Below are 25,730 nucleotides of genomic sequence, written 5' to 3' on the forward strand. Positions count from 1 at the left end.
TGCCTTGACCGGCCAGACTATTTGATCACTCTTCGATCCAGCAGCCAGAAATAGCGCAGTCCGCTGGAGCCGCACGACGGACGTTGGGTCGTCGGGGACGCCACGCGAATGGGCACTCACTGGGTGGACTTGCGCCCGGACGGGCTCTACCAGCACGAGCCGGCTTCCGAGGGCCAACTGTTCCCCTGGTCCAGGATCATGACCGACATCCGGATCACCTGGGGCAAGTACTCCTGGAACTCGTTGAGCAGGGGCAGGTACACCCTCAAGGGCATGATCGCCGGGCGCAGCGGTGGCTGGATGCACATGACGCCGCGTCACCCGTACGAGGACCACCAACTGCGCTGGCTGGGCGATGCCGTGGCACACCTGATCGGCGGAAAGAACCGCTGGATCACCAGTCGTGCGCTGCGGCTGACGGCAGCGGAGGCTGTCACGGTGGCCGGCCCAGCCGGCCGCTGACAGTCCGCCGGCGCCTACGGCACTTCCCGGGACGTCCGACCGCGACCATCCGCTGGCAGGTCTCGGCGGTCTCGCGGGTCTCGCCGCTCTCGCCGCTCTCGCCGCTCTCGCCGACTCCGGCGGAGCAGTCCGCTCGCTCCGCCTGATGGCCGGACTCCCCCAGGAGGGGCTGGAATTGGCGAGTCCCAACCCCTGCACTCCCCCAGCGGAACGCCACGAACGGGAGACCGGCCCCGCCGGCTCGACCGCGAGACCGCCCCTGACCCGTCGTGACACCCACGGGGAAGTACGTGCGGTCATGCCGCCAGGCGGGTGCCGCGGCGCCAGACGGCGCGGGTGTTGAGGGTGTCGCTGATGTTGCTGGTCGGGTCACCCTCGACCAGCAGAAGGTCGGCACGGAGCCCCTCGGCGATGCGGCCCCGGTCACTGAGGCGGAAGCGGCGGGCCGTCGTCGCCGTGGCCGCGCGCAGGGCCCGTGCGGGCGTGAGACCGGCCGCCACGAGGTATTGCAGCTCGTGGTGCAGGCTCGCTCCGTGTGCCAGGCCCCCGAAGAACGTCTCGGGCATGGAGGCGTCGGTGCCGGCCAGCAAGTCGACGCCGGCGGCGTCCAGAGCGCGCACGGTGTCGTACACGTCGTCGAGCTTGCCCTGCGGGTAACGGTCGTAGCTGGACCGCAGGGTTCGTTCCCATGCACTGTCGAGGCGTGCGGAAACCCGGGGGTCGTCGGCGAGATCGCTTCCGGTGATTCCCATCATCGAGGCATTGAGGCTGATACAGGGAATGACGAACATGCCCGCGTCCCTGATGAGGGCGATGATCTCGGCGGTGTGCGGCTGGTCCATGAACACGTGGGTGAGGCCGTCGATGCCGGCTTCGGCTGCCGTCCTGGTGGCCTCCGCTGTCAGCGCGTGGGCCACGGTCAGGGCACCGTACTTCTTGGCTTCGGCCACACCGGCGGCCACGGTGGCCCGGTCGAGTGACGGCAGCCCGGGGTGTCCCTCCACACTGCCGTCGTCGATCATGAACTTGATGAAGTCGGAGCCCCGGGCGAGGAGTTGGGGCACAAAGGCGGCCGCTTCCTCGGGAGTGCTGGAGAACGGCATCAAGGGCATCACCGGCGGGAGATCCCACTTCGGCCGGAAGCCTTCGGGCATCAGCTCGCTCGGGTGACCACCGGGCGGTGTGATGGCGAAGCCGGAAGAGCGCACGTCAGCCAGGGTGTCGTCCTCGGTGATGGCCCCCCGGTTCTCCCGGGTGTTCATCCCCTGCATCTCCAGTTCGGTCGTCACCCCGAACCGCAGGGCGAGTGCCAGGGAACCCGGAGCGGAGTGAACGTGGGCGTCGATGAGCCCCGGCAGCAGGGTGGCGCCGCTGCCGTCCACGATCTCGCTGTCACGAGGAGCCTCGCCACCGACGCGAGCGATCCTCCCGCCGTCGATGACCACGGTCCGCACGCCTACCGACTTCTCTCCGTCGAAGATCTGCGCATTGGTGATCGCGGTGAGCGCCATAGCAGTCCGCCTCGTTTCGTCGCTCGTCCCAGATTTACATACCCTAAGCTATATACATATCTAGAGGTATGCAAATGGGTGGGCTGGGCCTAGACTCAGACGCATGAGCAGCCCGTCCTTCCCCGAGCAGCCTTCCGACGACGCGGCGTTGGACCAGATCGGCCCCGCGCTGTCACGTCTGCGACGACGCGCACCGGCATCGAGCAAGGACCTCTCCCGCAACCTCGTACTCAATGTGATCGCCGATGCGCCGGGCGAGACGACTGTCGGCCGCCTCGCTGCCGAGATGGGTGTCGCCCAGCCGGTGGCCAGCCGGACCGTCGCCGCCTGCATCGAGGACGGGCTGCTGCGCCGGACGGCGTCCCAGATCGACGGTCGCCGCACCGTGCTCGAACTCACCGAGCACGGCGAGGCCGAACGCAGCCGCTTCGCCGCTGAACAGCGCAAGGCGTTTCAGGAGATCACCGCTGCCTGGTCGCCGGAGGAGCGGATCCAGTTCGCACGCCTCTTGGCCCGATACGGAGCTGACGCCACCGCATGGTCCAGGAAACAGGCCTCGAGCCGCGACCGAACGAGCGGTGCCGCGCTTCTGCGTGAGCGATGAGTTCGGGCGGTGGATCAGGTCTGCCCTGGCATGACTCGACTCATCGCCGCCGTCTCGGCCTCTCCCGACGGCTGCCTCGCCGGACCCGACCCCAGCCGGGACAACGATCGCCCGGCGCCGTCGCCCTCGGGCACCTCGTCGACGTGGTCGAAGAGCCGAGTGGCTGGTACGGTCCGCCTGGCCGCGGCGCCCACGCGGTCGGCAACACCGCGTCCGTCGTGACGGGGTCGGCGCCCGGTTCAGTGCGGACGCCCCCCGTCGACCCAGCGTTCGTCACAGCCGCGCACAAGCGGGCCGAAGCGACGGCGTCGGAGAGCGGCAAGGAATTCGACCTCATCCTCGCGGGCCGCGTGTGCCACGGTCGGTTCGGCGACGTAAGCCTGACCGGCCGACGCTCCGACGCCGCACGTCGCGCGCAGCGTCATGGACGCCGGAACGCTACTGGTCACCGGTGGAGCGCCGTACACGCTCATGCAGCGGAGCGTGCTCTCGGCATCGACCGCGACGCATCCGGCCCACGACCTCTTGCGGTGATCCGGTGACCACTGTCAACGCCAATGGGATCGACTTGGGCATCGAGTCGTTCGGTGACCAGGACGCCCCCCTCGTCCTGCTCGCGGGAGGGACGGCGATGCTCTCCTGGCCCGACGCACTGTGCGAGCGCCTCGCCGCCGGAGGGCATCGGGTGGTGCGTTACGACCTGCGCGACAGCGGGGAGTCGACGACCACGGATCCCATGGCGCCCGCCTGCACCCTGCGCGACCTGGCCACCGACGCGGCGACCCTTGCTGACGCGCTCGGCGGGGAGCCGGCGCACCTTGCGGGGATCGGGGTCGGCGGGATGGTCGTCCAGGTGGCCGTACTCGACCATCCGCACGCGTTCTCGGCGCTCACCCTGGTCGGCACCCGCGCGGTTGCGCCCGGCCCGGTCGACGAGGACCTCCCCGACCATGACCAGGCGACGATGGGTCGGCTGTTCGCGCGTGCGATGCCGGATTGGACCGATCGTGAGGCGGTCGCGGCCTTCGTCGCCGCCGGTGCGGAGATCCTCGGCGACGACCCCGTCGCCGCGCCCGCCACCGCTGCGCGCATCTGGGACCGCACGCCCGGCACCGCGCCCCCGGTCCAGATGGCCAACCAGCTGGGCGTGGTGTTCGCCGGCCTCGACTGCAAACCCCGCTGGCGCGAGCTCCTGCCGAGATCGCGGTCCCCACGCTCGTCGTCCACGGCCGCCGCAACCGGTTCTTCCCCGTCGGCAACGGCGAAGCGCTCGCGCGCGACATCCCCGGAGCACGGCTGCTCGTCCTTGAGGAGGCCGCCACGGCAATTCCCGATGCGGCGGTCGGCGAGGTCACCGAGGCGATGCTCAGTCTCACATGACCGAGGCCACTCCCCGGTGTCAGTGCCGGCTGGAAGACTGCCCGCATGATCGAACCGAACCCGAAAGCGGACCTACTTCGATACCTGCAAGAAGCGCGAGACGCCCTGGTCTGGAAGCTCGACGGACTCTCCGAATACGACATCCGGCGCCCACTCACCCCCACGGGAACGAATCTGCTGGGGCTGGTCAAACATGTCGCCAGCGTGGAGCTGGGGTACTTCGGCGACACGTTCGGGCGGCCGTTCTTCGACGAGCAACCGCCGACCTGGTGGTACACGCAAGACGCGGAACCCAACGCGGACATGTGGGCCACGGCAGACGAGTCACGCGAAGACATCGTCGGGCTGTACCGCCTGGCGTGGCAGCACTCCGACAGCAGGATCGCGATGCTGCCGCTGGACGCGGTCGGCCGCGTGCCGTGGTGGCCGGAGGAACGTCGCGAGGCGACACTGCACCACATCCTGGTACGCGTGATCTCCGATACGCAGCGGCACGCGGGCCACGCGGACATCGTGCGGGAACTCATCGACGGATCCGTCGGGTGTTCGCAGGGCAAGGGCGACTTGCCGCCAGGTGATCAGGCCTGGTGGGCGGGCTATCGGAGCCGGCTGGAGCGCGTGGCGCGGGAAGTCGGCGGCTGATCCAGGCCGTGGCCTTGGTGGGGCCGCGGGCCTACCCTTTCCGTCGCACCTGGTCAGGCCCTAACCATGGTTCAGGTAGGCCCGGAGCAGGTTCCGGTCCGGCTCGGTGGCGAAGTGCGAGGCGTTGGGGACGTAGACCGTCCGGCGTTGACTGCGGCAAGGACCGTGTCACCGTGGCGTGAGGTGAACGCGAAGTCGTCGATACCGCCGAGCCCTGTCGCCCGGGTCTCGATCGGGCCGGCGGAGCCGTTTCGGCGTACGGGGATGCGCAGCACCATCCCGCGGTCGGTGTTGGACACCCATACGGCGTCGTCGTGGACCTTGATGCCGTCGGCGCCGAAGCCGGTTCCGGACGGCAGCGGGGTGAGAGCCGTCCCCGTGGCCACGCGGTGCACTCGCCTCCTGCCATGGGCACGCGCCAGACGATTCCCCGCACCGAGTCGGCCGCGTACAGCACGTCTCGGTGCTCGTCGAGGGCCAGGCCGTTGGGCAGCCCGTTCGCGGGCAGCTCTGCGATCTGCTGGGGCTTGCCGCCGTCGGGGGCGATGCGCCGGATGCCGGTCTCGCTGGTACCGGTGGCGTCGTTGACGCAGAGAGTGCCGTCGTGGGCGCGGGCGATGCCGAGAACGATCGCGTCGTGGACGATGGGGGTGTTCGGGTCCGCGACGGCGGGCAGGGTGACGCGTCTGCGGATGTCTCCGCGCCGGGTGACGTTGGCGACCTGGCGGGCGAAGCGAAGGTCAGGTCGGCGGAGCCGTCGGGCTCGACCGCGATGTTCTCGGGTGCCTCCCCGGCGGCGAGGTCGAAGTGGGCGACGACGGTCGCGGCGATACCGGCCAGGTGCGGGAGTCCGGGCATGAACCACTCCTCGGGCGGCGACAGGCGCTGATGTCTCGACCGGCACCCAACCCGGGCACGAGACGGTGAACGTCCTGCGTCCTGACGGGCTCTACGTCACCCTCATGCAGTGGCACGCGGCGAGCCAGAACGCCCCTTCGGGGAGTGCCCGCGGCGGGCGTGGGGGGGCTGATAGCGCCTGGCCGACACATCGTCGAGCGGGAGGGCTTCTCCGACGCACCTCCGCAGGTGCTTGACCCGGGTGCTGGCCCGAGTGCTGACCGGGATGCGGGATCCCGCGTCGCGGGCGACGCTGGTGCCGTGTCCGAGCGTCGAGCGATCGTCCACCCGCCGTCTGAGACCGGCGGCCGTCTGGTGCGCATCGCGGACCGGAGCTACGGCACCGCGCACACCCCCTACGACCGGACGCTGCTTGTGCGGAACGCCGGTTCGGACCTGGGCGAACGGCACGAAGGCGGGCCGGAGTGATGGCCGCCGTGAGCAGGCGCAAGGGCGGGAAGAGCGGCGCGGAACGCGACGTGGAAGCGGTTCTCGACGAGCTCTACACCACGCCCCCCGCCGACTTCGTCGCCCGCCGTGAGGAGTTGGCCGCCGCGGCCAAAGCGGCCGACCAGGTCGACGATGCCCGACGGATCCACGCGGCCCGCCGCCCCACCCTGGCGGGCTGGGCCGCGAACCTCCTGCTGCGATCCCAGCAGCAGGAGAGCCGGCAGTTCCTGGAGCTGGGGCAGGCTTTGCGCGAGGCATACCGCACCCTGGACGCCGTAGGGATCAACGAGCTGTCCGAGCAACGGCGGCGCATCGTGGCTGCCTTGTCCGGGCAGGCGGCGCAGCTTGCTCAGGAGGCCGGGCACCGACTGTCGGACCAGGTCCGGCAGGACGTCGAATCCACCTTGCGCGCCGTGCTCACTGATCAGGATGCGGCCGACCAGTGGGCAGGCGGCCGCCTGGAGGGCGCTCTCACCCCGCCGTCGGACTTTCCCGGCACCGCCCCGCCCACCGGCCCCGCGCACAAGCCACGCCGGGAGACGACTCCGCAGCCGTCGGCGCGAACGCGGGCGAAGAACGAACTCGCCGAGCGGCGGCGTCAAAGGGAGGAGCGGCTCGATCACGCCCGGACAGCGGCCGAAGAGGCCGCGCAGCGATTGCGGGACGCCCGGAGGGAAGCGGCCGAGGCTGAAGCGGCACGGCAGCACGCGCGCGACGGGCACGACCAGGCCCGGAAGCTGGTGTCCGCCGCCGAGCAGCAACTGCACCAGGCACAGCGGGAACTCCAGCGAGCCGATCGCGAACAGCGGGAGGCTGAGGAACGCAGCCATACGGCCGCTGACGCACACGCACGGGCCCGACAGGAAGCGCGCGAAGCTGAGCGGGAGGTGAGGCGCCTGACCTCACGCAGGAGCTAGGTGTCGGCGGAAGCGCGCGGGTTCGCTCTGGTTGACGGGATCTGGTGTCCCGAACGCTCGCCGAGCCGCAGGCGATCGGCTAGCCCGGCGGCCGGCGCGGGTTCGGCATGCCGTCATCGCTCATGTGCGCCCGCTGGCAGATCCCCCTCCAGCCGTACGGGATCGCCGGCGCGAGTCGGTGCAGCTGTCCGCAGGGACAGGGCACTGCCGCCCACGCGCACCCCGGCACAGCTCGACCCAGCCGTGGCCCGTCGAGACCGACTCCGGAGTCGACTCCCCGTCCAGAACGAGGTGGCCGCACGACTCGTGCTCGCCGATCGGCCGGAGCGCAAAGTCGTCGGCCACGCATTTCTCCAGGACGGTTCGCATCACGATCACACGAAGGATGACGGTCTCTCGTCGATGCCTCGCGGATGCCCCGGACCAAGCGAGGCCTGGCCCCGCCGGGCCGCCACCAGGTGACCCGCGACCGCCGGCACGCGCCGAGGTGGCCCGGCCGGGGCCCGGCCACCTCCGGCCGATGGGATCAGGCGGGCTGCGGGGCGGGCGTCGCCGGAGCGGACGCGCCCTCGCGGGTCTCGCGCATCATCAGCAGGCCGCTGACCACCATCAGCGTCGCGGTCAGGCCGTGGACGCCGAACGCGGTGGCCACTGAGCCGTGGTGGGCCAGCACCGTGGTCATGTCGCCGTAGGCGGCGAGAGCCTCCACCAGCAACACCCAGCCCAGCGCCCGGCGGTGGCCCGTCACCAGCAGGATGCCCAGGACCAGGGCCAGGACGACGTCGCGGATTCCCTTGATGATAAGGAAGCCGCCACCGTCGCCGGACGGCCAGCTCGGCAGGCCGAAGGTCGGCGCCGTAGTCTCCGGGCTCAGGATGAACTCCGCTCCGAACCAGAGGATGAAGAGGATGAAGGCGGCGGTCAGGACGGTGTTGATCTTCTTCAGCGCCATGGTTCGTCTCCCTGCGAGTCTTCGTGAGCTTGATAGGGCTTGGTGAGCCGCGCTGACCCCCACTCAGGGGATAAGCGGCGACCGGAACTCTTTGGCCGTTCGGGACCCCCGGGGCGGCTGAGCCCCTGGGCTCAGGCGAGGGCGGCGACCAGCAGGGCGAAGGCGGCGATGATGACGGCGACGCGGACGTAGTGGAAGCGCTCCCAGCGGTTCAGCTGCTGCTTCCAGTCGGCGGGCCGATTGTCAGGGGTCCACGTCCTGTTCCGGTTGTTGATCGGAACGAGCAGCAGAACCGACATGACCACGCTGAGGATCAGCAGCGCGCCGGCCGTGACGACGAGGCCGGTGCCGTTGTGGTGCCACCCGGCGACAGCCCAGATGCCGACAAGGACGAGCGAGCCGATGTACCAGACCGGCATCACGGCGCCGAGCATCCGGCCCCCATGAGCGTGGCCGAGTTGGCCACTGTCCTCCGGGAGCGCGTCGAGTATCCGGTTCATGACGAAGGCGACGGAGAACTCCACCCCCACCATCACGCCGACGACCACGGTGGTGATGACCTCGAGTGCGTTGAGCATGACGACCCTCTCGGAATCTAGTGTTGCTAGCCGATGAGGCAACGCTAGTACTACTGCCGCTCCTTTGTCTAGCAGTGCTAGGATCGAATCATGTCGGTACAGGAACGCAAGCAGCGGGAACGGGCGGAGCGCGAACGCCTCATCGTGGCGACGGCCCGTGAACTCGCTGAGCAGCAGGGTTGGGACGCCGTCACCACACGGCGGCTCGCCGAACGCATCGAGTACAGCCAGCCCGTTCTCTACAGCCATTTCCGCGGCAAGCGCGAGATCATCGGCGCCGTCGCCCTCCAGGGCGCCACAGAGTTGGCCGTCGCGGTGCGGGCCGCGACCGCCGCCGTGGATAGCCCACGCGAGCGGGTCGCCGCCCTCGCGCACGCCTATCTCGACTTCGCCCAACGCAACCCGGCGGTCTACGACGCCATCTTCCAGCTCGACGGCGGGCTGGCGTACGCCCAGGAGGACACCCCGGCACCTCTCAAGGACGCCTTCGCCGCGCTGCTGGAGTGCCTCGGCGAGGTCGCCGGGGACGGTGTCGACCCGGGTCTGTTCACCGAGACGTTCTGGGCGTGCCTCCACGGGTTGACCACCCTGACCCGGGCGGGACGGCTGCCGCCGCAGGAAACCGAGCCGAGGGTGAGGCTGCTGGTGGACCGGCTCGCCATGCTCTGACACACCGGCCGGCCTTCCGCCCCCGTCGCCCTCGTCGAGGCGGGCGGTCACCGAGTCAGTCCGGTGGGCGCCGGTCCTCCCTGCGCGTGCGGGCGGCGAAGCTGTGTCAGCTCACGCAGTTGTGGCCCGCACGGTACGACGACCCTGCGCTCCGCCCTGACGGAAGCGGACTACGTCGTGCCCGGCCGCACCCCTCACCCAGGACCCCTGGGGCATGGTCGACGCCTCCGTGGTCGCCACCGCGAAACCGGGGGCGGCGGGCAGCCCCGTGAGAGCCCGCCCGCCGAGTCCTTCACCATGGGCCGCGCCCGTTCAGTGCTGCCGCCTGCCGTGGTAGCGCTCGGCGAGGCGGGCGAGTGCGACGGCGGCGAGCAGGAGGCCGAAGTCGCGCAACGCGATGTCGTAGTAGTCGGGGATGGTCAGCAGGTTGACGATGATGCCGGCCAGCCAGCCGGCCACCAGCCAGGCTCCGAAGCGGGGCGCGAAAGCCACGGCGATTCCGGCGACGACTTCGATCAGGCCCACGGCGTACATGGCCGCCTGAGCGCTGCCGGGAACGAGGTCGTTGATCCACGGCGCGAGGTACGCGGGCCAGTCCACGAGCAGGTTGGTGAACTTGTCCAGCCCGAACAGGATCGGCGCCACGGTGAACGCCGTACGCAGGATCACGAACGCCTGGTACCCGGGGTCGGCGAGCTGCGCACGCCGCGGGGCGGCGGTGGGCGGGGTGCTTGCGGTTGCGGAGGACATGACGACCTCTCCTTCTAGTGACAACTTTCATCACTTATAGAAGCCCCGATCCCTTCTTTAGTCAATGGCCGTGGGTTTTACACTGGTGTTCGTGGACGCCCCGAAGGAAGTACGCGACCCCGATGTCTCCGCCATCGCCGCCTTGGACGAGCCGACCCGCAGGAGGCTGTACGACCATGTGGTGCGCCAGCCCGGCCCCGTCAGCCGCGACGACGCGGCCGCCGCACTCGGCCTGGCCCGGCAGACCGTGGCGTTCCATCTCGACCGGCTCGCCGACGAGTCCCTGCTCGACGTGGTCTACGAACGGCGCAGCGGGCGGACGGGGCCGGGGGCGGGCAGACCGGCCAAGCTGTACCGGCGTTCGGGTAAGCAGATCGCGGTGAGCCTGCCGGACCGGCGCTACGAACTCGCCGGGCGGCTCCTGGCCCAGGCGGTGGAGGAATCCGCGGCAACCGGCGCGCCGGTGCGGGAGGTGCTGCACCGCAGGGCCGAAGAACTCGGCGCGCGGCTGGAAGAGCCGGAGAGCGTAAGCCTTTTCGAACTGCTGGAGCGGTACGGGTTCGAGCCGCGGCACGAGGAGACAGGCACCATCGTGCTGGGCAACTGCCCCTTTCACGTCCTGGCGCGTGAGCACACCGAGACGGTGTGCGGCATGAATCTGCACCTCCTCCGTGGTGTCCTGCACGGGTTGGGCGAGCGCGCGTACACGGCCTGTCTGTCACCCTCCCCTGGCCGATGCTGCGTCCGGCTGGAGCCCGTCGCCTGATCGCCTTACGTCACAGCACCGGCACCGGCACCTACGTACGACGCTTGTGCAGCTCGATGGCCAGTGGGGTGGCCGTGAACATCGAGGAGTACGTGCCCACCGCGCAGCCGATGAGGAGGGCGAGGGCGAAGTCGGCCAGGGAGTCGCCGCCGAGGACGGCCAGTGCGGTGAGGATGAACGCGGCGCCCATACCGGTGTTGACCGTACGGGGCAGGGTCTGCAGGAGGGCCTGGTTGGCGACGCGGGCGAAGGCGCCCCTGTTCGCGCGGCGGCCCAGTTCCCTGATCCGGTCGAAGACGACCACGGAGTCGTTGACGGAGTAGCCGATGACGGTCAGCAGCGCAGCCAGGAACACGCCGTCGACGGGTTTGCCCAGCCAGGCGAAGACGCCGATGAGGATCACGACGTCGTGAGCGAGGGCGGCGACCGCCGAGGTTCCCAGCAGCCGGCGGAAACGTGCCGTGAGATAGACGAGCTGGGCGGCGAGGGCGACGACGAGGGCGATGAGGGCGCCGTGGCGCAGCTCCTTGCCGAGGCTGGGGCCGATCGCCTCGTCGCGGATCTTTTCAGTCCCGGGCGCCAGGTCGGTGACAGCGGCGGTGATGACCGCCGCTTGGTCGTTGCTCAGGTGAGGGGTACGGACGGTGAGCTGGTGTGCGCCGGAAGTCTGGACGACGGCCCGGGGGAATCCGGCGTCGGCGAGCGCGCTGCGGGCCCGGTCGGCGTCGACGGGGGTGGCCGTGGCATAGGCGATGAGGCGGCCACCGGTGAACTCGACGCCGAGGTCCAGGCCGCGCACGGCGATACCGGAGGCGGCCAGGACGAGAGCGGCGGCCGAGGCGGCCAGCCACCGGCGCGGGTGGCGCATCAGGTTCGGGCTGGTGCGGCCGAGGCGCTCGCGGACGGCGCCGGAGTGGGCGATGCCGGTCAGGCGGGGGCGGCGCCGCAGACCGGGGCGGCCGACGGCGTGTTCGGCGAGGACCCGGGTGATGACCAGGGCGCTCAGCATGGAGGCGAGGACGCCGATCCCCAGCGTGACGCCGAAGCCGCGGACCGGGCCGGAGGCGAGGAAGAACAGCAGGCCGGCGGCGATGAGGGTGGTGATGTTGGAGTCGGCGATGGCGCTGAAGGCCCCGCGGAATCCGGAGGTCAGGGATGATCGCGGGGTGGGGCGGTGACCGGAGGCGTACTCCTCGCGGGCGCGTTCGAAGACGAGCACGTTGGCGTCGACCGCCATGCCGATGGCCAGCACGAAGCCGGCGAGGCCGGGCAGGGTGAGGGTGGCGCCGAGGGCCGCGAGGGCCGCGTAGGAGATGAGGCCGTAGCAGGCCAGAGCCACGGTGGCCAGGGCGCCCAGAAGTCGGTAGACGGCGATGATGAACAGCGCGGTCACCGCCGTGCCGATGGCTGCGGCCCAGGCGCTGGCCTTGATGGCTTCGGCTCCCAACGTCGGGCCGACCGTGCGCTGCTCGACGGTCTCGACCGGAACCGGAAGGGCACCGCCGTTGATGAGCAGGGCCAGTTCTTTGGCTTCGCGGTCGGCGAAGGTCCCGGTGATCTGGGTGGAGCCCCCGCTGATGCCGGATCGGCAGGCGACAGACGGGGCGACCTGCGGCGAGGAGATGACCTTGTCGTCCAGGACGATGGCGACGCGGCGGCCCGGGTCTCCGACCGCGTGGCAGGCGGCCTCGCCCGTCAGACGAGCCCACCCCGTTTCGCCTGATCCCCTGAAGTCGACGGTGACGTGCCATCCCGCGCCGCCCTGCTGGTCGAAGCGGGCGGCTGCCTTCTCGACGTCCTTGCCGGTCAGCGCGGCCGCCCGAAGACGCAGAAGGTGCCCGGACTCGTCCGCCATGACCTGCTCGCGGGGCCGCTTGGGCAGTGGGTTCGGCTTGTCGTCGGCGGTGGCTGCCGTACCGAGTACCTGGTGGAAGGTGAGCTGGGCGGTGCGGCCGAGCACGTCGGCCGCCTTCCTGGGGTCCTGCACGCCGGGCAGCTCGACGATGATCCGGTCGCTGCCGGAGCGGGCGATGGTGGGTTCGGTGACACCGAGCGCGTCGATGCGGCCGCGCAGTACCTCCACGGTGCGGTCCGTGGCCTCACCGTCGGTGTCGGCAGTGGCGGTCGGGCGGGTTTCCAGCACGATCTGGGTGCCGCCCCGCAGATCGAGTCCGAGGTGCACGGGCACCGTGAGGGCGACGTACAGGGACAGGGCAACGGCGATCAGGGCGATCACGCCTCTCATGCGCGTGGATCGGGTCACCGTGGATCGGGTCACAACGGGCCTCCGGCAGGCACACCGCGGCCGGCACAGGGGCTGCGGTCGAGAAAGGAACGAGAGGGAAAGGGACAGGGCTCAGATGCCGGAAGGCGGGGGGTGCACGTACCCCATGCCGGTGTGCTGGATGGTCGGATACGGGGGTGGCCTCCACCGCGACCGGGAGCGGCGCGGGCCCGAGCGAACCGATCTCCGGGCGAGGCGACGCGCCCTGGGCGGAGACCGGTGGTGCATGGCGCTCGCCGGTGACATCCGCATGGCTTCGCTGGCCCCGCACCGCGACAGTGGAAACAGCGGAGTCCACGCCCTCCGCGTGGGACTCTCCGTGCGCTGCCCGGGCCTCTGCCGCGAGCACCGCGCCGCCGACCGCACGGGCTTGCTCATCGCCCAGGGCGGCCGGGCCGAGCAGCGTGACGACGACGGCGAGCAGGACGGCCAGCGCAGCCGAACCCCGGCCGCTCATGCGGGACACGGCGACCATCCCCTCCCTCTTTCCTGTCGGTGGCAGCCTGTCGGCGACGGCGCGCTCAGGGTTCGACCAGGCCGGCGCGGATCGCATAGCGAGTGAGCTCCAGCCGGTCCCGCAGACCGAGCTTGCGCAGCAGGTTCTCCCGATGCCGGTGGACGGTCTTGATGCTGATGAAGAGCAACTCGGCGATCTCCTTGGAGGGGTGGCCCTCGGCCACGAGTTTGAGGACCTCCTCCTCGCGCGCGGTCAGCACCTGCTCGGGCGGCTCCTCGCCGTTGCGGACCCGGTCGAGGTAGCTGCGTATCAGCGCGCTGACGGCGCCCGGGTACAGGAAGGGTTCGTCGCGCATCGCGGCCCTGCAGGCCGCCACGAGGTCGCGGTCGGCCACGGACTTCAGCACGTACCCGCTGGCTCCGGCCTTCAGCGCCTGGAAGAAGTACTGCTCGTTGTCGTGCATCGTCAGCATCAGTACGCGCACCCCCGGCTTCAGCGCGACGAGCTCGCGGGTGGCCTGCAGTCCCGTCATCCGAGGCATGGCGATGTCCATCACCGCCAGGTCGACCTCGTGGGTGCGGGCCAGTTCGATGGCCTCCGCCCCGTCCCCCGCCTCGGCGACGACGTCGAGGTCCGGTTCCCGGTCGAGGATGAGCCGCACGCCACGCCGTACCAGCGCGTGGTCGTCGGCGAGGAGGACACGGATCACGGATGTGTAGGGCGTGGTCATGGCTGCTTCCTGAGGGGCACGACAAGCCGGACCGCCGTACCGGCCTGGGGGCGGGAGGTGACGTCCAGCGTGGCTCCGATCAGCAGGGCCCGCTCGCGCATTCCGCGAATCCCCGCCCCCTCGCGGACGGCTTCGGTGCCGCGGCCGTCGTCGGAGACGGCCAGTACCACCGCCTCGCCGGTGTGGTGCAGGCTCACCTCGACCTGGCCGGCCTCGGCATGGCGGGCCGCGTTGGTCAGGGCTTCCTGGGCGACGCGGTACAGCACCAGTTCGGTCTGCTGGTCCAGCGCGGGCAGGCCGCTGTCGAAGCGGCGTACCACCCGCAGTCCCACATGGGTGGCGAACTCGCTGGTCAGCGAGGTCAGGGCGCTGACCAGTCCGAGGTCCTCCAGCACGCCCGGCCGCAGCCGACGTACCAGACGGCGCACCTCGTCCAGACTCCCCCGGGTGATCTCCTGCACCTGCCTCAGCTCGCCGCGCAACGGCTCGTCCGCCTCGTCGGCAGCTCGCTCCAGTGACAGCAGGATCGCGGTCATGCTCTGGCCCACCTCGTCGTGCAGTTCCTGGGCGATACGGCGTCTTTCCGCTTCCTGCGCGAACAGGGCGCGGGCGCTGCTGGAGGCCCGCTCGTGCTCGAGGCGCTCCAGCATGGCGTTGAAGGTGCGGATCAGTTCGGCGGTCTCACCGCGGCCCCCTTCCGGCAGCCGGTGCCCGGGGCGCAGCAGATCGACGGTGGTCATCAGCCGGGTGAGCCGGTCGAGCGGGGCCAGGCCGATCCGCAGCAGGGCCGCGTTGGCGACCAGCATGACGACCAGACCCGCCAGCAGGATGACCGCCTCGGTCAGCACCACCGGCACGGAGACGGTGACCGGGGCCCACAGCAGCAGCGCGGTGGCGCTTCCCAGCACGACCGCGTTGAGCGCGAAGATCCGCCAGAACAGGGACACCGGGTTGACGCCTTTCCATGTGGGACGCGGCTGTGCGTCTGCTGTCGGTCACCGCGCACCCCGAGCGTGAGCTGCGTTCTCCGGTTCAGACCGGCCTGCTGTCCAGCCTGCCCCCTGCCTGTTCCGTCGTCGATGGGCTCCAATGCCCATTTCCCGGACCTGCCCCGCCCACGCCGCGATGGGCCCTGGGCCACGCCGTAGATGGGTATCGCGCCCGATGGGTTTTACGGACCGTTGCGGCCACGGTGGAGACATGGACCGGCCGCCGAGACCGACCCCGCCCCCGTCCTCGACGGCCTCCCGCCCGCCCCACCTCTCACCGGAAGAAGGAACCGCCATGTCGCTCGATACGCCCCAGGCCGAAGCCCGTCGTGAGCGGCTGACGGCGCACGAGGCCCTCCAGCGCCTCGAAGAGGAACGTGCCTCCCGTCTCACTCAGCTACGGGCCATCGACGAAGCCCGGCCGAACGCGGAGGAACAGGTGATGTCCACGCAGAAAGACACCATCCGGCGCGTCCTCACCGAGGTCGAGGCCGCCTTCGCGCGCGTCCATGACGGCAGCTACGGCATCTGCCGCACCTGCTCCAGGCCGATCCCCGTCGAGCGCCTGGAAATCCTGCCCTACACGCCGTACTGCGTTCCCTGCCAGCGCGACGCCGCCTGACAAGCGCCCCTTCGACCTCTCTCAACCGCCCTGCCCAGGGGGTGACTTGGTGAACCATCGGACCATCGACGACCACAACACGACCCTGTCGATCGAGGACTTCGCCGTACTGCGCGAGAACCTGCACGAGCAACGCCTGTTCCGCCGGGAACAACTTCACCAGCTCTCGGCCGCCGTCACATCCCGCGTCGGCACCCCGAGCGCCCGACCGGCGGCCTCCCAACTCGAGGTGCGCGACAAGCTCGCCGCCTCCGCCCGCCTGGTCCTGACCGACGTGGAAGCCGCCCTCCGACGCATGGACCAGGGCCGGTACGGCACGTGCCACCTGTGCCGCGGACCCATCGCCCGCGAACTGCTCATGATCGTGCCGCAAGCCCGCTACTGCACGCGATGCCGACTGGTCAGGGAGGCCGGCCGATGACCACCCCGTCCCACCGTCCCGTGGCGGCCGCCCGGCACCGTTCGTGGCCCTGGTGCCGACGATGCTCCGGCATCGCCCTCGACCTGGGCAGCGCCCGCACCCGTGCCTGGACGTCCGGGCGGCGAACGATCCTCGACGTGCCCACGGTCACCCTGCCGGGCGACAGCGCCACCTGCCCCATTCAGCGCGGAGCGATCGTCGACACCCCCGGAACCGCCCGGATGCTCGACCGGCTGCTCGGTCACCGCCCGCCCCGTGCCGGCCGTCCTCTGGTCATCCTGACCACTCCCGTACTGGGCGGCATCGCCTTTCGGGCCGAAGCCCGCACGGCGGTCGAGGTCCTGCGCCCGCGCAGCGTACTGACCGTCCCCACCGCGCGTGCCGTGGCCGTGGCCGCAGGCGCCGACCTGGGCCGCCCCCTGCTCGTCGTGGACATCGGCGCCCACCTCACCGAGGTCACACTCCTGGCCGACGGCGCGGTGACCGACGCCCGCTGCGCCGCTCTGGGCACCAGCGACCTGGACAGCCTCGCCCCACCCGCGCGGATCACCGACGCGGTCGTCGCCATGGTGACCGGCATGCTGGACCAGGACCACACCTCCCAGACGCTCGACGCCCTCCGGCGGGGCCCACTGCTCGCCGGCGGCGGTGCTCTACGGCCCGACATCACCGGCCGCCTCACCGACCGGCTGCAGGCTCCCCTCCACCCCGTCGTCGCCCCGCACACCGCAGCCGTCCGCGGCGCCGCGAGACTCCTGCAGGCTGCCCACGCCCACCCCTCGGCCCTCGCCGTCACCGACGCCGCGCACCACCGCTAGCCGCCGCCCGGTCCCGCCCACGCCCGGCAAGTGCCCACGTTCACACGGAAGGAGAGACACGGTGGCCCGCGCAGTACCCCCGGCAGACCCTCCCGACGAGCTCCCCCGCGTCCTGTTGTGGCGATGGCGGCGCAACCCCCTGCGCCGCCCAACGGATCTCGCACAGGCGTGGATCGCCGTCGGTCTCTTCCTCGCCGTTCTGGCCGCCACTCCATCCGCCGCGTTCCTGCTGGGCGACACCGCGTACCGCCACTACAAGGAAACCGCCCGGCACCAGAGCGCCACCCGGCACGACACCTCCGCCGTTCTGGTGCGCGACGCTCCTCGTCATCCGGAACCGGGATCGGACGAGGCGAAGAAGGCGCTGTACGCGGTGACCGTCCGCTTCACCGATCCGCATGGCCGCAGTCGCACGGCAAAGACGGACGTCGTCCCCGGTCTGGCCGCCGGCAGCATCATCCGCGTCTGGGTCGACGCCGAAGGAAAGATCACCGACGCGCCCCTGACCAGCCGACAGGTCCGTGACGGCGCCATCGGCTGCGCCGTCCTTGCCGCCATGACCGTTCCGCTCCTCGGCACAGCCGCATACGCCTACGCCCGCCGGAGGCTGGAGCGCCACAACCTCGCCCAGTGGGACTCCGCGTGGGCCCGCGTCGCCCCTCGGTGGACGGCCTCACACTGACAGGCCGAATCAGCGGACTGAGCCCGAGGAACCGGTGATGGCGTTCGCCCGGCTTACGCGTGAGCGGGCGGGCCGCAGCGCGGCAACCCTCTCGTCGCGGGAACACATCAGAACATCACCAGGACACAACTCCCGTGTAGTCGAACAGCTGACCGTTGGGGCCGTCGTCCGGCAGGGTCGCGAGTCGCAGGGCGATTGCCGCGCCCTGCTCAGGGGTCTCAGTACCGCTGAACCCGTTGAGGTCGGTGGCCACGTAGCCGGGGCAGGCGTTGTTGATCAAAATGTTGGTACCGCTCAGCTCCTTGGCGTACTGGATGGTGACGGCGTTGAGGAAGGTCTTCGTCGGCGCGTAGGCCCCGCTGATCCCTCCGAGGTCGACGCCGGGCGTGGTCTGCAGTGCCAGCGAGCCGACATGGCTGGACTGGTTGACGATCCGCGGGTGCGCCGAGCGGCGCAGCAGCGGCAGCATCGCGTTGGTGACCCGGATGACACCGATGACGTTGGTCTCCACCAGCCGCCGCACGGTCTCCACGTCGATGGTTGAAGGCTCCTCCGGCCAGCCACCCGCGACGCCGGCGTTGTTGACCAGTACGTCAAGGCGTCCCGACCGCTCCTCGATCAACCGCGCGGCGCCGGTCACGCTCTCTTCGTCGGTCACGTCCAAGGGCACACCGAACGCGTCGGCGCCTGCCGCGCGCAGCTTCGCCACGGCGTCCGTCCTGCGCTGCTCGTCCCGGGCGCCGACACCGACGCTCCAGCCCAATGCGCCCAGGCCGACCGCGATCTCGTACCCGATGCCTTTGTTCGCGCCCGTGACCAGCGCAATCGTCTTCTCAGTCATGACATCGAGCATGGCTGCGCCTCGGCCAGGCACCAACACCATCTCGGTAGTACAGCGATACCCGGGCGGTATCGATCGGCCCGCGTCACGGTTACCGTGCATGCATGGAGATACGCGAGCTGCGGTACTTCGTCGCCGTCGCCGAGGAACTGCACTTCGGCAAGGCCGCCGAGCGTCTGGAGATAGCGCAGCCGCCCCTGTCCCGCGCCATCGCCCGGCTCGAACGACAGCTCGCGGTCACGCTGCTGGAGCGCACCAGCCGGAGGGTCACGCTCACCGCGGCCGGGGCGGTCCTGCTGTCCGAGGCACGCTCGATCCTCAGCGCGGTGGCCGCGGCCGAGCGTCGTACCCAGCAGGCCGCGCGAAGCCGCCCCCGCCTCGTCCTCGCCGTCAAATCCGGCACCGTGGGCGAGTTGCTGGCCAAACTGCTCGATGCGTACCGCGCGGAGCCCGGCGCGGCCACCGTTGATCTGCTGCTCTGCGAAGCGCACCAGCAACAGGAACTGCTCCAGAACGGGCAAGCCGATGTGGCCCTGCTGCACCTGCCCTTCGATTCGGTGGCCGGACTCGACACCGAAGCTCTGTACACCGAGGGACAGGTGGCGATCCTGCCCGCCTCTCACCGCCTCGCCCGCCGCTCCCGGATCCGCGTGGCCGAGGTCGCGGCGGTGCCGGAACTCCCGATGGCGCGCTGGCCGGACCGCGGCGGCAACTACCCGGAGGGACCAGGCCCAGAGGTACGGAACCTGACACAGCTCTTCCAGTTGATCGCGCTCGGCCTCACCACCGTGATCATCCCCGAGTCCGCCGGCACGGACCTGCGCCCGGACCTCGCCGCCGTGCCCGTATCCGATGCCCCGCCCGTGACTACCGTGATCGCTTGGCCGTCGCAGAGCCGACTTCGCGCAGCCGCCGACCTGATCCGGGTAGCAACACGTCTTTGACTGACCGTTCTGCATCCTCTACATCGTCTGTCGCACGGTCCATGGACGTATCTCACCGAGCTGACCAGGACTGACACAATCGGGTACGGCCGCTTCCGGCTTCGATCCACTTCGAGTGGTGCGGTGGCGTCACGCGGAACGACCCAGTTGCTCGCGCACCCACGCAGGATCGGGGTTGGTGTGCGCTTCGCCCGCGACGACGACGGTCGGCACGGTCTCGTCGCCGTCGTTGGCCGCCCTCACCACCGCGGCCGCGGCCGGGTCGCGCCATATGTCGACCCAGTGTGCCTGCCGGGCCTTGCGACCCAGCCGGATGCGCAGTCGAAGGCAGTACTGGCACCCAGGTCGCCAGAAGACGACCGGTCTGCCATCGACGGCACTGCGACGCTGTGCCTCCAGTACGCCGATCGACTTCGGGAAGACCAGAGGCGAGTTCACGCCTGCGAGCAGCGCGAAGGCCAGCACGATCGCTGTGGCTGCGCCGGGGGCCCCGCTGACGATCCGCCCAGCCGCGAGGGCTGAGCCGCAGAGAACCAGCAGCATCGGCAGGATCCAGGCGCGCATCATGAGGACGAGGCTATCGATGAGTCGACATGGGCCTCGAATCGGGCAGCCCATGCACCGCCGCGTCGACGGCCGGGTGCATTCGGAGTCGTCCAGCGCGCGGCGGAGAAGCAGCGGAAAAGCAGTGGACGGGGTGGTGACCAGCCTTGTAGCTTGCGATTGCCCGTGACACCGCCCGAGGAGGTGAGACCCATGAACGCAGTAGCGATGTGGGTGCTCCCCCTTGCCGTCACGGCCGGCGATTGACGTAGGTGTCGCCGGGAGCGCCTCGACAACAGGCACTCCTGAAAGGCAACACCTATGGACTCTCCGCAGTTCACCGCCCGGCCGTCGTCGGATTCCCGCGCCGAGCGCGCGCCCCTTGGGCTCGACTTCGACGTGATCATTGCCGGGTGCGGACCGACCGGTGCGATGCTGGCCGCCGAACTCCGGCTGCACGACGTGCGGGTACTCGTCCTGGAGAAGGAAACCGAGCCCGTCTCATTCGTCCGTATCGTCGGTCTGCACATGCGCAGTCTCGAACTGCTGGCAATGCGCGGTCTGCTGGATCGCGTGCGCGCACACGGAAGGCAGCGTCCGGCCGGCGGGTTCTTCGCCGCCATCAACAAACCCGTGCCCCAGGGCCTGGATTCGACGCACCCCTATCTGCTGGGCATCCCGCAGCCTGTCCTCGTCGACCTGCTCGAAGACCATGCGATCCAACAGGGTGCGCAGGTCCGCCGCGGGCGCGCGGTCACCGGATTCGAGCAGGACGACGAGGGGGTGACCGTCGAACTGGCCGACGGCGAGCAGCTGCGTTCGCGCTACCTCGTCGGCTGTGACGGCGGGCGCAGTACGGTGCGCAAAGTGCTCGGTGTCGGCTTCCCCGGCGAGCCCTCACGGACCGAGACGCTGATGGGCGAGATGGAAGTGGGTGCGCCGCAGGAGGAGGTCATCGCCAAGACGGCCGAACTCCGAGAGACCCACCACCGGTTCTGGCTCCGGCCCTTCGGCGGCGGGGTCTACAGCGTCGTCGTCCCCGCCGCGGGAGTCAGCGATCGCGCGAAGCCGCCCACCCTCGAGGATTTCAGACAACAGCTGCACGCCGTCGCCGGAACCGATTTCGGCGTGCACTCCCCGCGCTGGTTGTCCCGCTTCGGGGATGCCACGAGGCTGGCCGAGCGCTATCGGGTCGGGCGGGTGCTGCTGGCCGGCGACGCGGCACACATCCATCCGCCCGTCGGCGGGCAGGGCCTCAACCTCGGCGTTCAGGACGCCTTCAACCTCGGCTGGAAACTGGCCGCTCAGATCCGGGGCTGGGCGCCCGAATCACTGCTGGACACCTACCCGGCCGAACGTCGTCCGGTGGCCGAGGACGTGCTGGACAACACCCGCGCCCAGATGGAACTCCTGTCCACCGAACCGGGTCCGCGGGCCGTGCGCAGGCTGCTCACCGAGCTGATGGACTTCGACGAGGTGAACCGTCATCTGATCGAGAAGATCACCGCGATCAGCGTCCGCTACGACTTCGGTGAGGGGCCCGACCTGCTCGGCCGCCGCCTGCGCGACATCGACCTGAAGCAGGGACGCCTCTACGATCTGCTGCAACGCGGCCGTGGCCTGCTGCTGGACCGCACCGAACGCCTCACCGTCGGCGCCTGGTCGGACCGGGTCGATCACCTCACCGATCCCACCGCGGCCTTGGACGTTCCCTGCGTCCTGCTGCGCCCCGACGGCCACGTCGCGTGGATCGGCGACGATCAGCGGGACCTGGACAGCCACCTCGCCCGTTGGTTCGGCAGGCCCGCCGACTGACGGACGAGGAGTCGGGTGCCGGTCCCGCGGCCGTTCAGGCCGTGCCGAGCGTCAGTCCGGCCCCCGGAGAGGTGCTGCTCCGGGGGCCGTTCAGGCGACGGCCGGGCCGCCAAGCCCCATTCACATGGTCCCTGGGAAGTCCAACCACCGGGCGCCTCTTCGGTCACACTGGAGGCGCTCGGTCAAGAGGCAATCGTGGCGGGGGAAGGAAGACCGTTGCCGGAATCCGACCTGTTCGCACGGGAAGCCCTCGTCGTGGCGCAGCCGAAGCGTTCACGGTGGCGCAGGTACACCGGTCCCGCGCTGGCCGTGTCGACCGTGGAGGGCACTCTGCTCGCCCAGGTCACGCACACCGACGACACGCGCTCTCTTCTCACGAGTGTGTCCGGCGAGTACGTCGTACGTATCGAGAAGAGCTCCAGGTTCGGGCAGTTCGGACCGGTGCGGTTCCGTTTCATCGACGCCACGGACCACGAGGCCGGCACCGTCGATGCCCGTGGACCCGTCAAGACCGGGCAACTGAGCCTGCGGACGGCGCACGGACGCGCGCTGCTCCTCACGCGTCGGGGTCTGCTGTCCACCGAGTGGCAGCTCACGGAGAGCGATCCGCATCGGAGCCCGGCACCGGAGGTTCTCGGCCGGGTCACGGTGAGCACTGTCGACGGGTGGCTCGGGTTGCAGCAGTACGCCGTCGTGACAGACCCCCGCCTGGACACGTCGGAACGGCGGACCGTCGTCACCTCGGTCATCTGTCTGCACCTGCTCCGCCGGCCTCCGGACAGCAGCAGCACGCCCGCATGAGCCGCAGGCATCCGATCTGGCATCATGGGCGAAACGGAACCCGGTTCCATAAGTCGTACGGAACCCGGACCCGCTGTGCCGTCGCAGGGAGAGGAGCCTCAGGGTGAGCGACAGCCGCCAGGGCACGGAGAAGGCCGCCGCGCCCCAGCGCAAGGACGTCCGGCGCAACAAGCAGATCCTGCTGGACGCGGCCGCCGCCGTCTTCGTCACCTCGGGCGTAGAAGCGCCGGTGCGCGACATCGCCGCCAGGGCGGGCGTGGGGATCGGCACGATCTACCGCCACTTCCCCACCCGGGCGGACCTGATCGTCGCGGTCTTCCGCCACCAGGTCGAGACCTGCGTCGAGGCCGGCCCCGCCCTGCTGGCGAGCTGCCCGACGGCGTACGACGCACTGGAACGGTGGATCGACCTGTTCGTCGACTTCCTGGTGACCAAACACGGCCTCGCCGCAGCCCTCCAGCACGACAACGCCGGCTTCGAGACCCTGCACGCCCACTTCATCGACCACCTCGTACCCGTGTGCACGCAGCTCCTCGACGCCGCCACGGCCGCCGGTGAGATCCGCTCCGGCATCGGAGGGCTCCAGCTGATGCGTGGCGTGGGCAATCTCTGCGTCGGCGCGGAGAACGATCCCAGCTACGACCCTCGCGCCCTGGTCACGCTCCTCGTCGCAGGACTGCGCCAGCCGCACCGGTCCGGGTCGGAATCCGGGGCGGCCGACGGCGAGCCGTGAGCGGCCCGCGCACCCCGTACCGCTCACGAACCGGCCCCGCCGCACCCCCCGACAGGCGCGTCTTCCGGTCGCAGACGAGGGGCCAGTTGCGCAGCGCCGCGTCGGCAAGATGCTGGAGTTCATCGCGGCCGACACCGCTCGGGGCCTGTACGGCGATGCCGTGGGCGAAGGTGGTGACATAGCGGGCCGGCAGTCCCGGATCGGTCCCCGCAGGCAGATCGCCGTCCTCGACGGCTCACCGGAACCGATCCCGAACGCAGGCGTGGCCGTCGGTGCGCCAGGCGACGAGGACGTCAGTCGCTGGTGGACAGGGCGCCCTGGACTCCCAGACACCCCTGGGGGCGGGCCCGGCGGGTGGTGGTCCGGACGGCGCCCGCCAGGATCGCGTGGCGACTTCCAGGGCGGTCGGCTCCTCAAGGGCGCGGGCCAGGTAGGCGCTCGGGCCGTCGGTGTACCGCTTCAGAGCCTTGCGGAACAGCTCCTCCTTGTTGCCGACCGCGCGCCGGGGCTTCGGCAAGGCGCGACCGTAGCTCCTCCTCCACCACGCGCAACGTCTCCGCGGCCGATGCGACGTCGCCGACCCGGTTTCGGATCCGGTCCACGGAGCGTTGCCAGACGGCATCGACCGGCGCCCACCGGTTACGCAGTTCGGCCGCCGGTATGTCGACGAACGGCGACATCCCCCATGGTTTGAAGTGCACCCCCACGAGCCGCACACGCGCCGGGTACTCGAAGAGGAAGCGCCTGGTCCACACACCCATGAACCACCCGTCGGCGAACAACGCCGGTGGCACCGAAGGGTCGGAGTCCCACAGCCGGACAGGCCCGCCCAGGTGAAGGAACAGGTGTGCCGACGGCATCGGCGGCACGTTCATCAGCCGGTGGCGCGGGGCCCCGGTCAGGCAGTACACGTCGTCGATGAACCGGTCGAGCGGCGGAGCGGGCACCCGGCCGACGTATTCCATGGACCCAGTGTGGACGCTCGAACGTTCCGTTCGCGAGGGCGGTGTCACCGCCTCTGCCAAGGATCGTCCTCTAGCCGTGTGGGGCCTCGCCCACGCCGGCCATCTCGGAGTCTTCGCGACGTAGCCGTTCAGCCCCCCAGGCGCCCAGCGGCCCGAGCGCCTGGTTGAGCGTGTGCCCGTGCTCCGTGAGGGAGTACTCCACGCGCGGCGGCACCTCGGCATACACCTTCCGGTGCACGAGACCGTCCTCCTCCATCTCCCGCAGGTGCTGCGTCAGCATCTTCTCGCTCACCCCCGGTAACCCGCGACGAAGCTCGGCGAAGCGACGTATGCCGTGGGCGTGGAGTTCCCACAGGATCAGTCCCTTCCACTTGCCGCTCACCACGTCGAGCGCGGCGTCGATGCCACAGATGTACGGCCCGCGTCTCGGCGCCTTGGCCATCACTGAACCCCTTACTAAAAGGTAAGTACCGCAGAAAATGGTGGGTACTTCCGACAGTAGTGACGCTCTCCGAGCATGGAGGGGTGAACGAACAACAGAACTCCCCCACCGGCCGGAGCAGCGCCGTCACCGTGATCGGGCTGGGTCCGATGGGCCAGGCGATGACCCGCGCCCTCCTCGCCGCCGGCCACCCGGTCACCGTCTGGAACCGCACCCCGGCCCGTGCCGACGGCGTCGTCTCCGACGGAGCCATCCTCGCGTCGACACCCGGCGAGGCGGTCGAGGCGAGTGACCTCGTGATCCTCAGCCTCACCGACTACCGGGCGATGTACGACATCCTCGACGGCGCCACCGCATCGCTCGCCGGCCGCACCCTGGTCAACCTGAGCTCCGACACCCCCGACCGCACACGCGAGGCGGCGACCTGGGCAGCCGGCCACGGCGCCGCCTTCCTCACCGGAGGTGTCATGGTTCCCGCGCCGATGGTCGGCACCGAGGCGGCCTACGTCTACTACAGCGGCCGCGACCAGGTGATGGAGAGACACCGCGCGGTGCTGGCACCACTCGGCACACCCAAGTACCTGGGCGATGACCCCGGCCTCGACCAGCTGATGTACCAGGCCCAACTCACGGTGTTCCTCACCACCTTGTCGGCGCTGATGCACGCCACCGCGATGCTGGGCACCGCAGGACTGAAGGCATCGGAGGCGCTGCCCGAGTTGCTCCTCACCGCCGACTCGATCGGCGACATGCTGAGGGCCGGGGAGGAGACTCCCGGCGCCGCGCTCGATGCCGGGGAGCATCCCGGCACCCTCAGCACCGTCACCATGATGGGCGGGACCTCCGACCACATCGTCGAGACCAGCGCGTCCCTCGGTCTCGACCTCGCGCTCCCACGGGCCGTACAGGCCCACTACCGGCACGCCGTCGACAACGGGCACGGCAGCGACCACTGGACCCGCATCGTCGACAGCATCCGAGGAGCGCGCTGACCCATCGCGGAGGCGGTGCGGCCACGCCGGGCTGCTCCTGCGTGAGCTGCACGCCGCACTCGCGAAGGCCGCC

At 70.3% G+C, this 25,730-nt stretch carries 30 protein-coding genes and 1 pseudogene; 18 read left to right on the forward strand and 13 right to left on the reverse strand.

The genetic code is table 11. The annotated features are described in order from the left end of the window. Positions 1 to 123 precede the first annotated feature (123 nt). Positions 124 to 462: a hypothetical protein gene (locus tag H293_RS0141475; protein ID WP_310591958.1), complete on the forward strand. Its 339-nt coding sequence runs from the start codon at positions 124 to 126 to the stop codon at positions 460 to 462. Positions 463 to 758: 296 nt separating this feature from the next. On the opposite strand, the gene H293_RS0141480 is transcribed toward H293_RS0141475, so the two are convergent. Continuing rightward, positions 759 to 1,973 carry an amidohydrolase family protein gene (locus H293_RS0141480; RefSeq protein ID WP_020123669.1) on the reverse strand — a complete coding sequence of 405 codons (1,215 nt, stop codon included), beginning with the start codon at positions 1,971 to 1,973 and terminating at the stop codon, positions 759 to 761. A 103-nt stretch (positions 1,974 to 2,076) separates the two neighbouring features. Here H293_RS0141480 and H293_RS51160 point away from each other — a divergent pair, with 103 nt between their 5' ends. The 3 genes from H293_RS51160 (at position 2,077) to H293_RS0141495 (ending at position 4,599) form a co-directional block, all read left to right on the forward strand. After that, complete coding sequence (locus tag H293_RS51160) at positions 2,077 to 2,577, forward strand: MarR family winged helix-turn-helix transcriptional regulator (protein ID WP_020123670.1); 501 nt, start codon at positions 2,077 to 2,079, stop codon at positions 2,575 to 2,577. A 538-nt stretch (positions 2,578 to 3,115) separates the two neighbouring features. Further along, positions 3,116 to 4,006 (forward strand): alpha/beta fold hydrolase, encoded by an 891-nt coding sequence (locus tag H293_RS53210; protein WP_259294649.1) that lies wholly within the window; start codon positions 3,116 to 3,118, stop codon positions 4,004 to 4,006. Then, positions 4,003 to 4,599 (forward strand): DinB family protein, encoded by a 597-nt coding sequence (locus H293_RS0141495; protein ID WP_020123671.1) that lies wholly within the window; start codon positions 4,003 to 4,005, stop codon positions 4,597 to 4,599. The genes H293_RS53210 and H293_RS0141495 overlap by 4 nt, the downstream gene beginning before the upstream one ends. 71 nt (positions 4,600 to 4,670) lie before the next feature. On the opposite strand, the gene H293_RS59435 is transcribed toward H293_RS0141495, so the two are convergent. Then, entirely contained in the window at positions 4,671 to 4,985 is a 315-nt protein-coding gene (locus H293_RS59435; protein WP_199790257.1) for a hypothetical protein, read from the reverse strand. A 77-nt stretch (positions 4,986 to 5,062) separates the two neighbouring features. Here H293_RS59435 and H293_RS59440 point away from each other — a divergent pair, with 77 nt between their 5' ends. From H293_RS59440 to H293_RS0141515, 3 genes are all read left to right on the forward strand, one after another. Next, the gene (locus H293_RS59440; RefSeq protein ID WP_020123673.1) at positions 5,063 to 5,488 is read left to right on the forward strand and encodes a hypothetical protein; all 426 of its coding nucleotides are present in this window, start codon (positions 5,063 to 5,065) and stop codon (positions 5,486 to 5,488) included. Positions 5,489 to 5,757: 269 nt separating this feature from the next. Then, complete coding sequence (locus H293_RS58715) at positions 5,758 to 5,925, forward strand: hypothetical protein (protein ID WP_020123674.1); 168 nt, start codon at positions 5,758 to 5,760, stop codon at positions 5,923 to 5,925. Further along, the gene (locus tag H293_RS0141515) at positions 5,925 to 6,863 is read left to right on the forward strand and encodes a hypothetical protein (protein ID WP_020123675.1); all 939 of its coding nucleotides are present in this window, start codon (positions 5,925 to 5,927) and stop codon (positions 6,861 to 6,863) included. Before H293_RS58715 ends, H293_RS0141515 begins: the two co-directional genes overlap by 1 nt. 526 nt (positions 6,864 to 7,389) lie before the next feature. On the opposite strand, the gene H293_RS0141520 is transcribed toward H293_RS0141515, so the two are convergent. Both H293_RS0141520 and H293_RS0141525 read right to left on the reverse strand, forming a co-directional pair. After that, positions 7,390 to 7,815 carry a DUF4267 domain-containing protein gene (locus H293_RS0141520; protein WP_020123676.1) on the reverse strand — a complete coding sequence of 142 codons (426 nt, stop codon included), beginning with the start codon at positions 7,813 to 7,815 and terminating at the stop codon, positions 7,390 to 7,392. Between the two features lie 131 nt (positions 7,816 to 7,946). Further along, a complete protein-coding gene (locus H293_RS0141525; RefSeq protein ID WP_020123677.1) occupies positions 7,947 to 8,393 on the reverse strand; it encodes an anthrone oxygenase family protein in 447 nt (148 codons plus the stop codon). A 90-nt stretch (positions 8,394 to 8,483) separates the two neighbouring features. On the opposite strand from H293_RS0141525, the gene H293_RS0141530 reads away from it, so the two are divergent. Then, on the forward strand, positions 8,484 to 9,062 hold the full coding sequence (locus tag H293_RS0141530; RefSeq protein WP_020123678.1) for a TetR/AcrR family transcriptional regulator: 579 nt from the start codon (positions 8,484 to 8,486) through the stop codon (positions 9,060 to 9,062). A 312-nt stretch (positions 9,063 to 9,374) separates the two neighbouring features. Here the strand turns inward: H293_RS0141530 and H293_RS0141535 are convergent, their stop codons facing one another. Then, the gene (locus tag H293_RS0141535) at positions 9,375 to 9,812 is read right to left on the reverse strand and encodes a DoxX family membrane protein (RefSeq protein ID WP_020123679.1); all 438 of its coding nucleotides are present in this window, start codon (positions 9,810 to 9,812) and stop codon (positions 9,375 to 9,377) included. An 85-nt stretch (positions 9,813 to 9,897) separates the two neighbouring features. Between H293_RS0141535 and H293_RS0141540 the strand changes: the two genes are divergently transcribed. Further along, on the forward strand, positions 9,898 to 10,578 hold the full coding sequence (locus H293_RS0141540) for a helix-turn-helix transcriptional regulator (protein ID WP_028808657.1): 681 nt from the start codon (positions 9,898 to 9,900) through the stop codon (positions 10,576 to 10,578). 31 nt (positions 10,579 to 10,609) lie between these two features. Here the strand turns inward: H293_RS0141540 and secD are convergent, their stop codons facing one another. The 3 genes from secD to H293_RS0141560 form a co-directional block, all read right to left on the reverse strand. Continuing rightward, positions 10,610 to 12,823 (reverse strand): protein translocase subunit SecD, encoded by a 2,214-nt coding sequence (secD, locus tag H293_RS0141545; RefSeq protein ID WP_078612838.1) that lies wholly within the window; start codon positions 12,821 to 12,823, stop codon positions 10,610 to 10,612. A 560-nt stretch (positions 12,824 to 13,383) separates the two neighbouring features. Then, positions 13,384 to 14,049 carry a response regulator gene (locus tag H293_RS0141555; protein ID WP_020123682.1) on the reverse strand — a complete coding sequence of 222 codons (666 nt, stop codon included), beginning with the start codon at positions 14,047 to 14,049 and terminating at the stop codon, positions 13,384 to 13,386. Then, complete coding sequence (locus H293_RS0141560; protein WP_020123683.1) at positions 14,046 to 14,996, reverse strand: HAMP domain-containing sensor histidine kinase; 951 nt, start codon at positions 14,994 to 14,996, stop codon at positions 14,046 to 14,048. The genes H293_RS0141555 and H293_RS0141560 overlap by 4 nt, the downstream gene beginning before the upstream one ends. A 337-nt stretch (positions 14,997 to 15,333) precedes the next feature. Here H293_RS0141560 and H293_RS0141565 point away from each other — a divergent pair, with 337 nt between their 5' ends. From H293_RS0141565 to H293_RS0141580, 4 genes are all read left to right on the forward strand, one after another. Further along, positions 15,334 to 15,660 (forward strand): TraR/DksA family transcriptional regulator, encoded by a 327-nt coding sequence (locus H293_RS0141565; protein ID WP_020123684.1) that lies wholly within the window; start codon positions 15,334 to 15,336, stop codon positions 15,658 to 15,660. 46 nt (positions 15,661 to 15,706) lie between these two features. Next, a complete protein-coding gene (locus H293_RS0141570) occupies positions 15,707 to 16,081 on the forward strand; it encodes a TraR/DksA family transcriptional regulator (protein ID WP_028808660.1) in 375 nt (124 codons plus the stop codon). Further along, a complete protein-coding gene (locus tag H293_RS51175) occupies positions 16,078 to 16,899 on the forward strand; it encodes an acetate and sugar kinases/Hsc70/actin family protein (protein WP_020123686.1) in 822 nt (273 codons plus the stop codon). Before H293_RS0141570 ends, H293_RS51175 begins: the two co-directional genes overlap by 4 nt. Positions 16,900 to 16,960: 61 nt before the next feature. Further along, on the forward strand, positions 16,961 to 17,581 hold the full coding sequence (locus H293_RS0141580) for an Rv1733c family protein (protein ID WP_020123687.1): 621 nt from the start codon (positions 16,961 to 16,963) through the stop codon (positions 17,579 to 17,581). 115 nt (positions 17,582 to 17,696) lie between these two features. Here H293_RS0141580 and H293_RS0141585 read toward each other — a convergent pair whose 3' ends face one another. Then, positions 17,697 to 18,434 (reverse strand): SDR family NAD(P)-dependent oxidoreductase, encoded by a 738-nt coding sequence (locus H293_RS0141585; RefSeq protein ID WP_020123688.1) that lies wholly within the window; start codon positions 18,432 to 18,434, stop codon positions 17,697 to 17,699. Positions 18,435 to 18,526: 92 nt separating this feature from the next. Between H293_RS0141585 and H293_RS0141590 the strand changes: the two genes are divergently transcribed. After that, entirely contained in the window at positions 18,527 to 19,366 is an 840-nt protein-coding gene (locus H293_RS0141590; RefSeq protein WP_020123689.1) for a LysR family transcriptional regulator, read from the forward strand. Between the two features lie 129 nt (positions 19,367 to 19,495). Here H293_RS0141590 and H293_RS0141595 read toward each other — a convergent pair whose 3' ends face one another. Next, complete coding sequence (locus H293_RS0141595; protein WP_020123690.1) at positions 19,496 to 19,933, reverse strand: glutaredoxin domain-containing protein; 438 nt, start codon at positions 19,931 to 19,933, stop codon at positions 19,496 to 19,498. Positions 19,934 to 20,230: 297 nt separating this feature from the next. Here H293_RS0141595 and rox point away from each other — a divergent pair, with 297 nt between their 5' ends. The 3 genes from rox to H293_RS51180 all read left to right on the forward strand — a co-directional run bounded on the left by rox (position 20,231) and on the right by H293_RS51180 (position 23,258). After that, complete coding sequence (gene rox / locus H293_RS0141600; RefSeq protein WP_020123691.1) at positions 20,231 to 21,724, forward strand: rifampin monooxygenase; 1,494 nt, start codon at positions 20,231 to 20,233, stop codon at positions 21,722 to 21,724. 216 nt (positions 21,725 to 21,940) lie between these two features. Next, entirely contained in the window at positions 21,941 to 22,525 is a 585-nt protein-coding gene (locus H293_RS0141605) for a hypothetical protein (protein WP_020123692.1), read from the forward strand. Positions 22,526 to 22,628: 103 nt separating this feature from the next. After that, positions 22,629 to 23,258, forward strand: a complete 630-nt coding sequence (locus H293_RS51180) for a TetR/AcrR family transcriptional regulator (RefSeq protein WP_020123693.1) — start codon at positions 22,629 to 22,631, stop codon at positions 23,256 to 23,258. Positions 23,259 to 23,337: 79 nt separating this feature from the next. On the opposite strand, the pseudogene H293_RS60740 reads toward H293_RS51180, so the two are convergent. From H293_RS60740 to H293_RS0141620, 3 genes and pseudogenes are all read right to left on the reverse strand, one after another. Next, positions 23,338 to 23,757 (reverse strand): annotated as a pseudogene (locus H293_RS60740) (TetR/AcrR family transcriptional regulator); the annotation flags it as partial. Next, the gene (locus H293_RS51185) at positions 23,672 to 24,223 is read right to left on the reverse strand and encodes a DUF6597 domain-containing transcriptional factor (RefSeq protein WP_020123694.1); all 552 of its coding nucleotides are present in this window, start codon (positions 24,221 to 24,223) and stop codon (positions 23,672 to 23,674) included. The gene H293_RS51185 and the pseudogene H293_RS60740, both read right to left, overlap by 86 nt. Positions 24,224 to 24,293: 70 nt before the next feature. Continuing rightward, positions 24,294 to 24,665, reverse strand: coding sequence for a winged helix-turn-helix transcriptional regulator (locus tag H293_RS0141620; protein WP_020123695.1), 372 nt, complete (start codon positions 24,663 to 24,665; stop codon positions 24,294 to 24,296). 83 nt (positions 24,666 to 24,748) lie between these two features. On the opposite strand from H293_RS0141620, the gene H293_RS0141625 reads away from it, so the two are divergent. Next, positions 24,749 to 25,657 (forward strand): NAD(P)-dependent oxidoreductase, encoded by a 909-nt coding sequence (locus tag H293_RS0141625; RefSeq protein WP_020123696.1) that lies wholly within the window; start codon positions 24,749 to 24,751, stop codon positions 25,655 to 25,657. Positions 25,658 to 25,730: the final 73 nt, after the last annotated feature.

This window comes from Streptomyces canus 299MFChir4.1 (assembly GCF_000383615.1).
In the GTDB taxonomy this organism is placed as follows: domain Bacteria; phylum Actinomycetota; class Actinomycetes; order Streptomycetales; family Streptomycetaceae; genus Streptomyces; species Streptomyces canus_C.

Excerpts from the sequence above, each read along its gene's own strand:
- H293_RS0141480 (WP_020123669.1), bottom strand. The coding sequence starts at position 1,973 with ATGGCGCTCACCGCGATCACCAATGCGCAGATCTTCGACGGAGAGAAG.
- H293_RS51160 (WP_020123670.1), top strand. The coding sequence starts at position 2,077 with ATGAGCAGCCCGTCCTTCCCCGAGCAGCCTTCCGACGACGCGGCGTTG.
- H293_RS0141495 (WP_020123671.1), top strand. The coding sequence starts at position 4,003 with ATGATCGAACCGAACCCGAAAGCGGACCTACTTCGATACCTGCAAGAA.
- H293_RS0141515 (WP_020123675.1), top strand. The coding sequence starts at position 5,925 with ATGGCCGCCGTGAGCAGGCGCAAGGGCGGGAAGAGCGGCGCGGAACGC.
- H293_RS0141520 (WP_020123676.1), bottom strand. The coding sequence starts at position 7,815 with ATGGCGCTGAAGAAGATCAACACCGTCCTGACCGCCGCCTTCATCCTC.
- H293_RS0141525 (WP_020123677.1), bottom strand. The coding sequence starts at position 8,393 with ATGCTCAACGCACTCGAGGTCATCACCACCGTGGTCGTCGGCGTGATG.
- H293_RS0141530 (WP_020123678.1), top strand. The coding sequence starts at position 8,484 with ATGTCGGTACAGGAACGCAAGCAGCGGGAACGGGCGGAGCGCGAACGC.
- H293_RS0141535 (WP_020123679.1), bottom strand. The coding sequence starts at position 9,812 with ATGTCCTCCGCAACCGCAAGCACCCCGCCCACCGCCGCCCCGCGGCGT.
- secD (WP_078612838.1), bottom strand. The coding sequence starts at position 12,823 with ATGAGAGGCGTGATCGCCCTGATCGCCGTTGCCCTGTCCCTGTACGTC.
- H293_RS0141555 (WP_020123682.1), bottom strand. The coding sequence starts at position 14,049 with ATGACCACGCCCTACACATCCGTGATCCGTGTCCTCCTCGCCGACGAC.
- H293_RS0141565 (WP_020123684.1), top strand. The coding sequence starts at position 15,334 with ATGTCGCTCGATACGCCCCAGGCCGAAGCCCGTCGTGAGCGGCTGACG.
- H293_RS51175 (WP_020123686.1), top strand. The coding sequence starts at position 16,078 with ATGACCACCCCGTCCCACCGTCCCGTGGCGGCCGCCCGGCACCGTTCG.
- H293_RS0141585 (WP_020123688.1), bottom strand. The coding sequence starts at position 18,434 with ATGCTCGATGTCATGACTGAGAAGACGATTGCGCTGGTCACGGGCGCG.
- H293_RS0141590 (WP_020123689.1), top strand. The coding sequence starts at position 18,527 with ATGGAGATACGCGAGCTGCGGTACTTCGTCGCCGTCGCCGAGGAACTG.
- H293_RS0141595 (WP_020123690.1), bottom strand. The coding sequence starts at position 19,933 with ATGATGCGCGCCTGGATCCTGCCGATGCTGCTGGTTCTCTGCGGCTCA.
- rox (WP_020123691.1), top strand. The coding sequence starts at position 20,231 with ATGGACTCTCCGCAGTTCACCGCCCGGCCGTCGTCGGATTCCCGCGCC.
- H293_RS51185 (WP_020123694.1), bottom strand. The coding sequence starts at position 24,223 with ATGGAATACGTCGGCCGGGTGCCCGCTCCGCCGCTCGACCGGTTCATC.
- H293_RS0141620 (WP_020123695.1), bottom strand. The coding sequence starts at position 24,665 with ATGGCCAAGGCGCCGAGACGCGGGCCGTACATCTGTGGCATCGACGCC.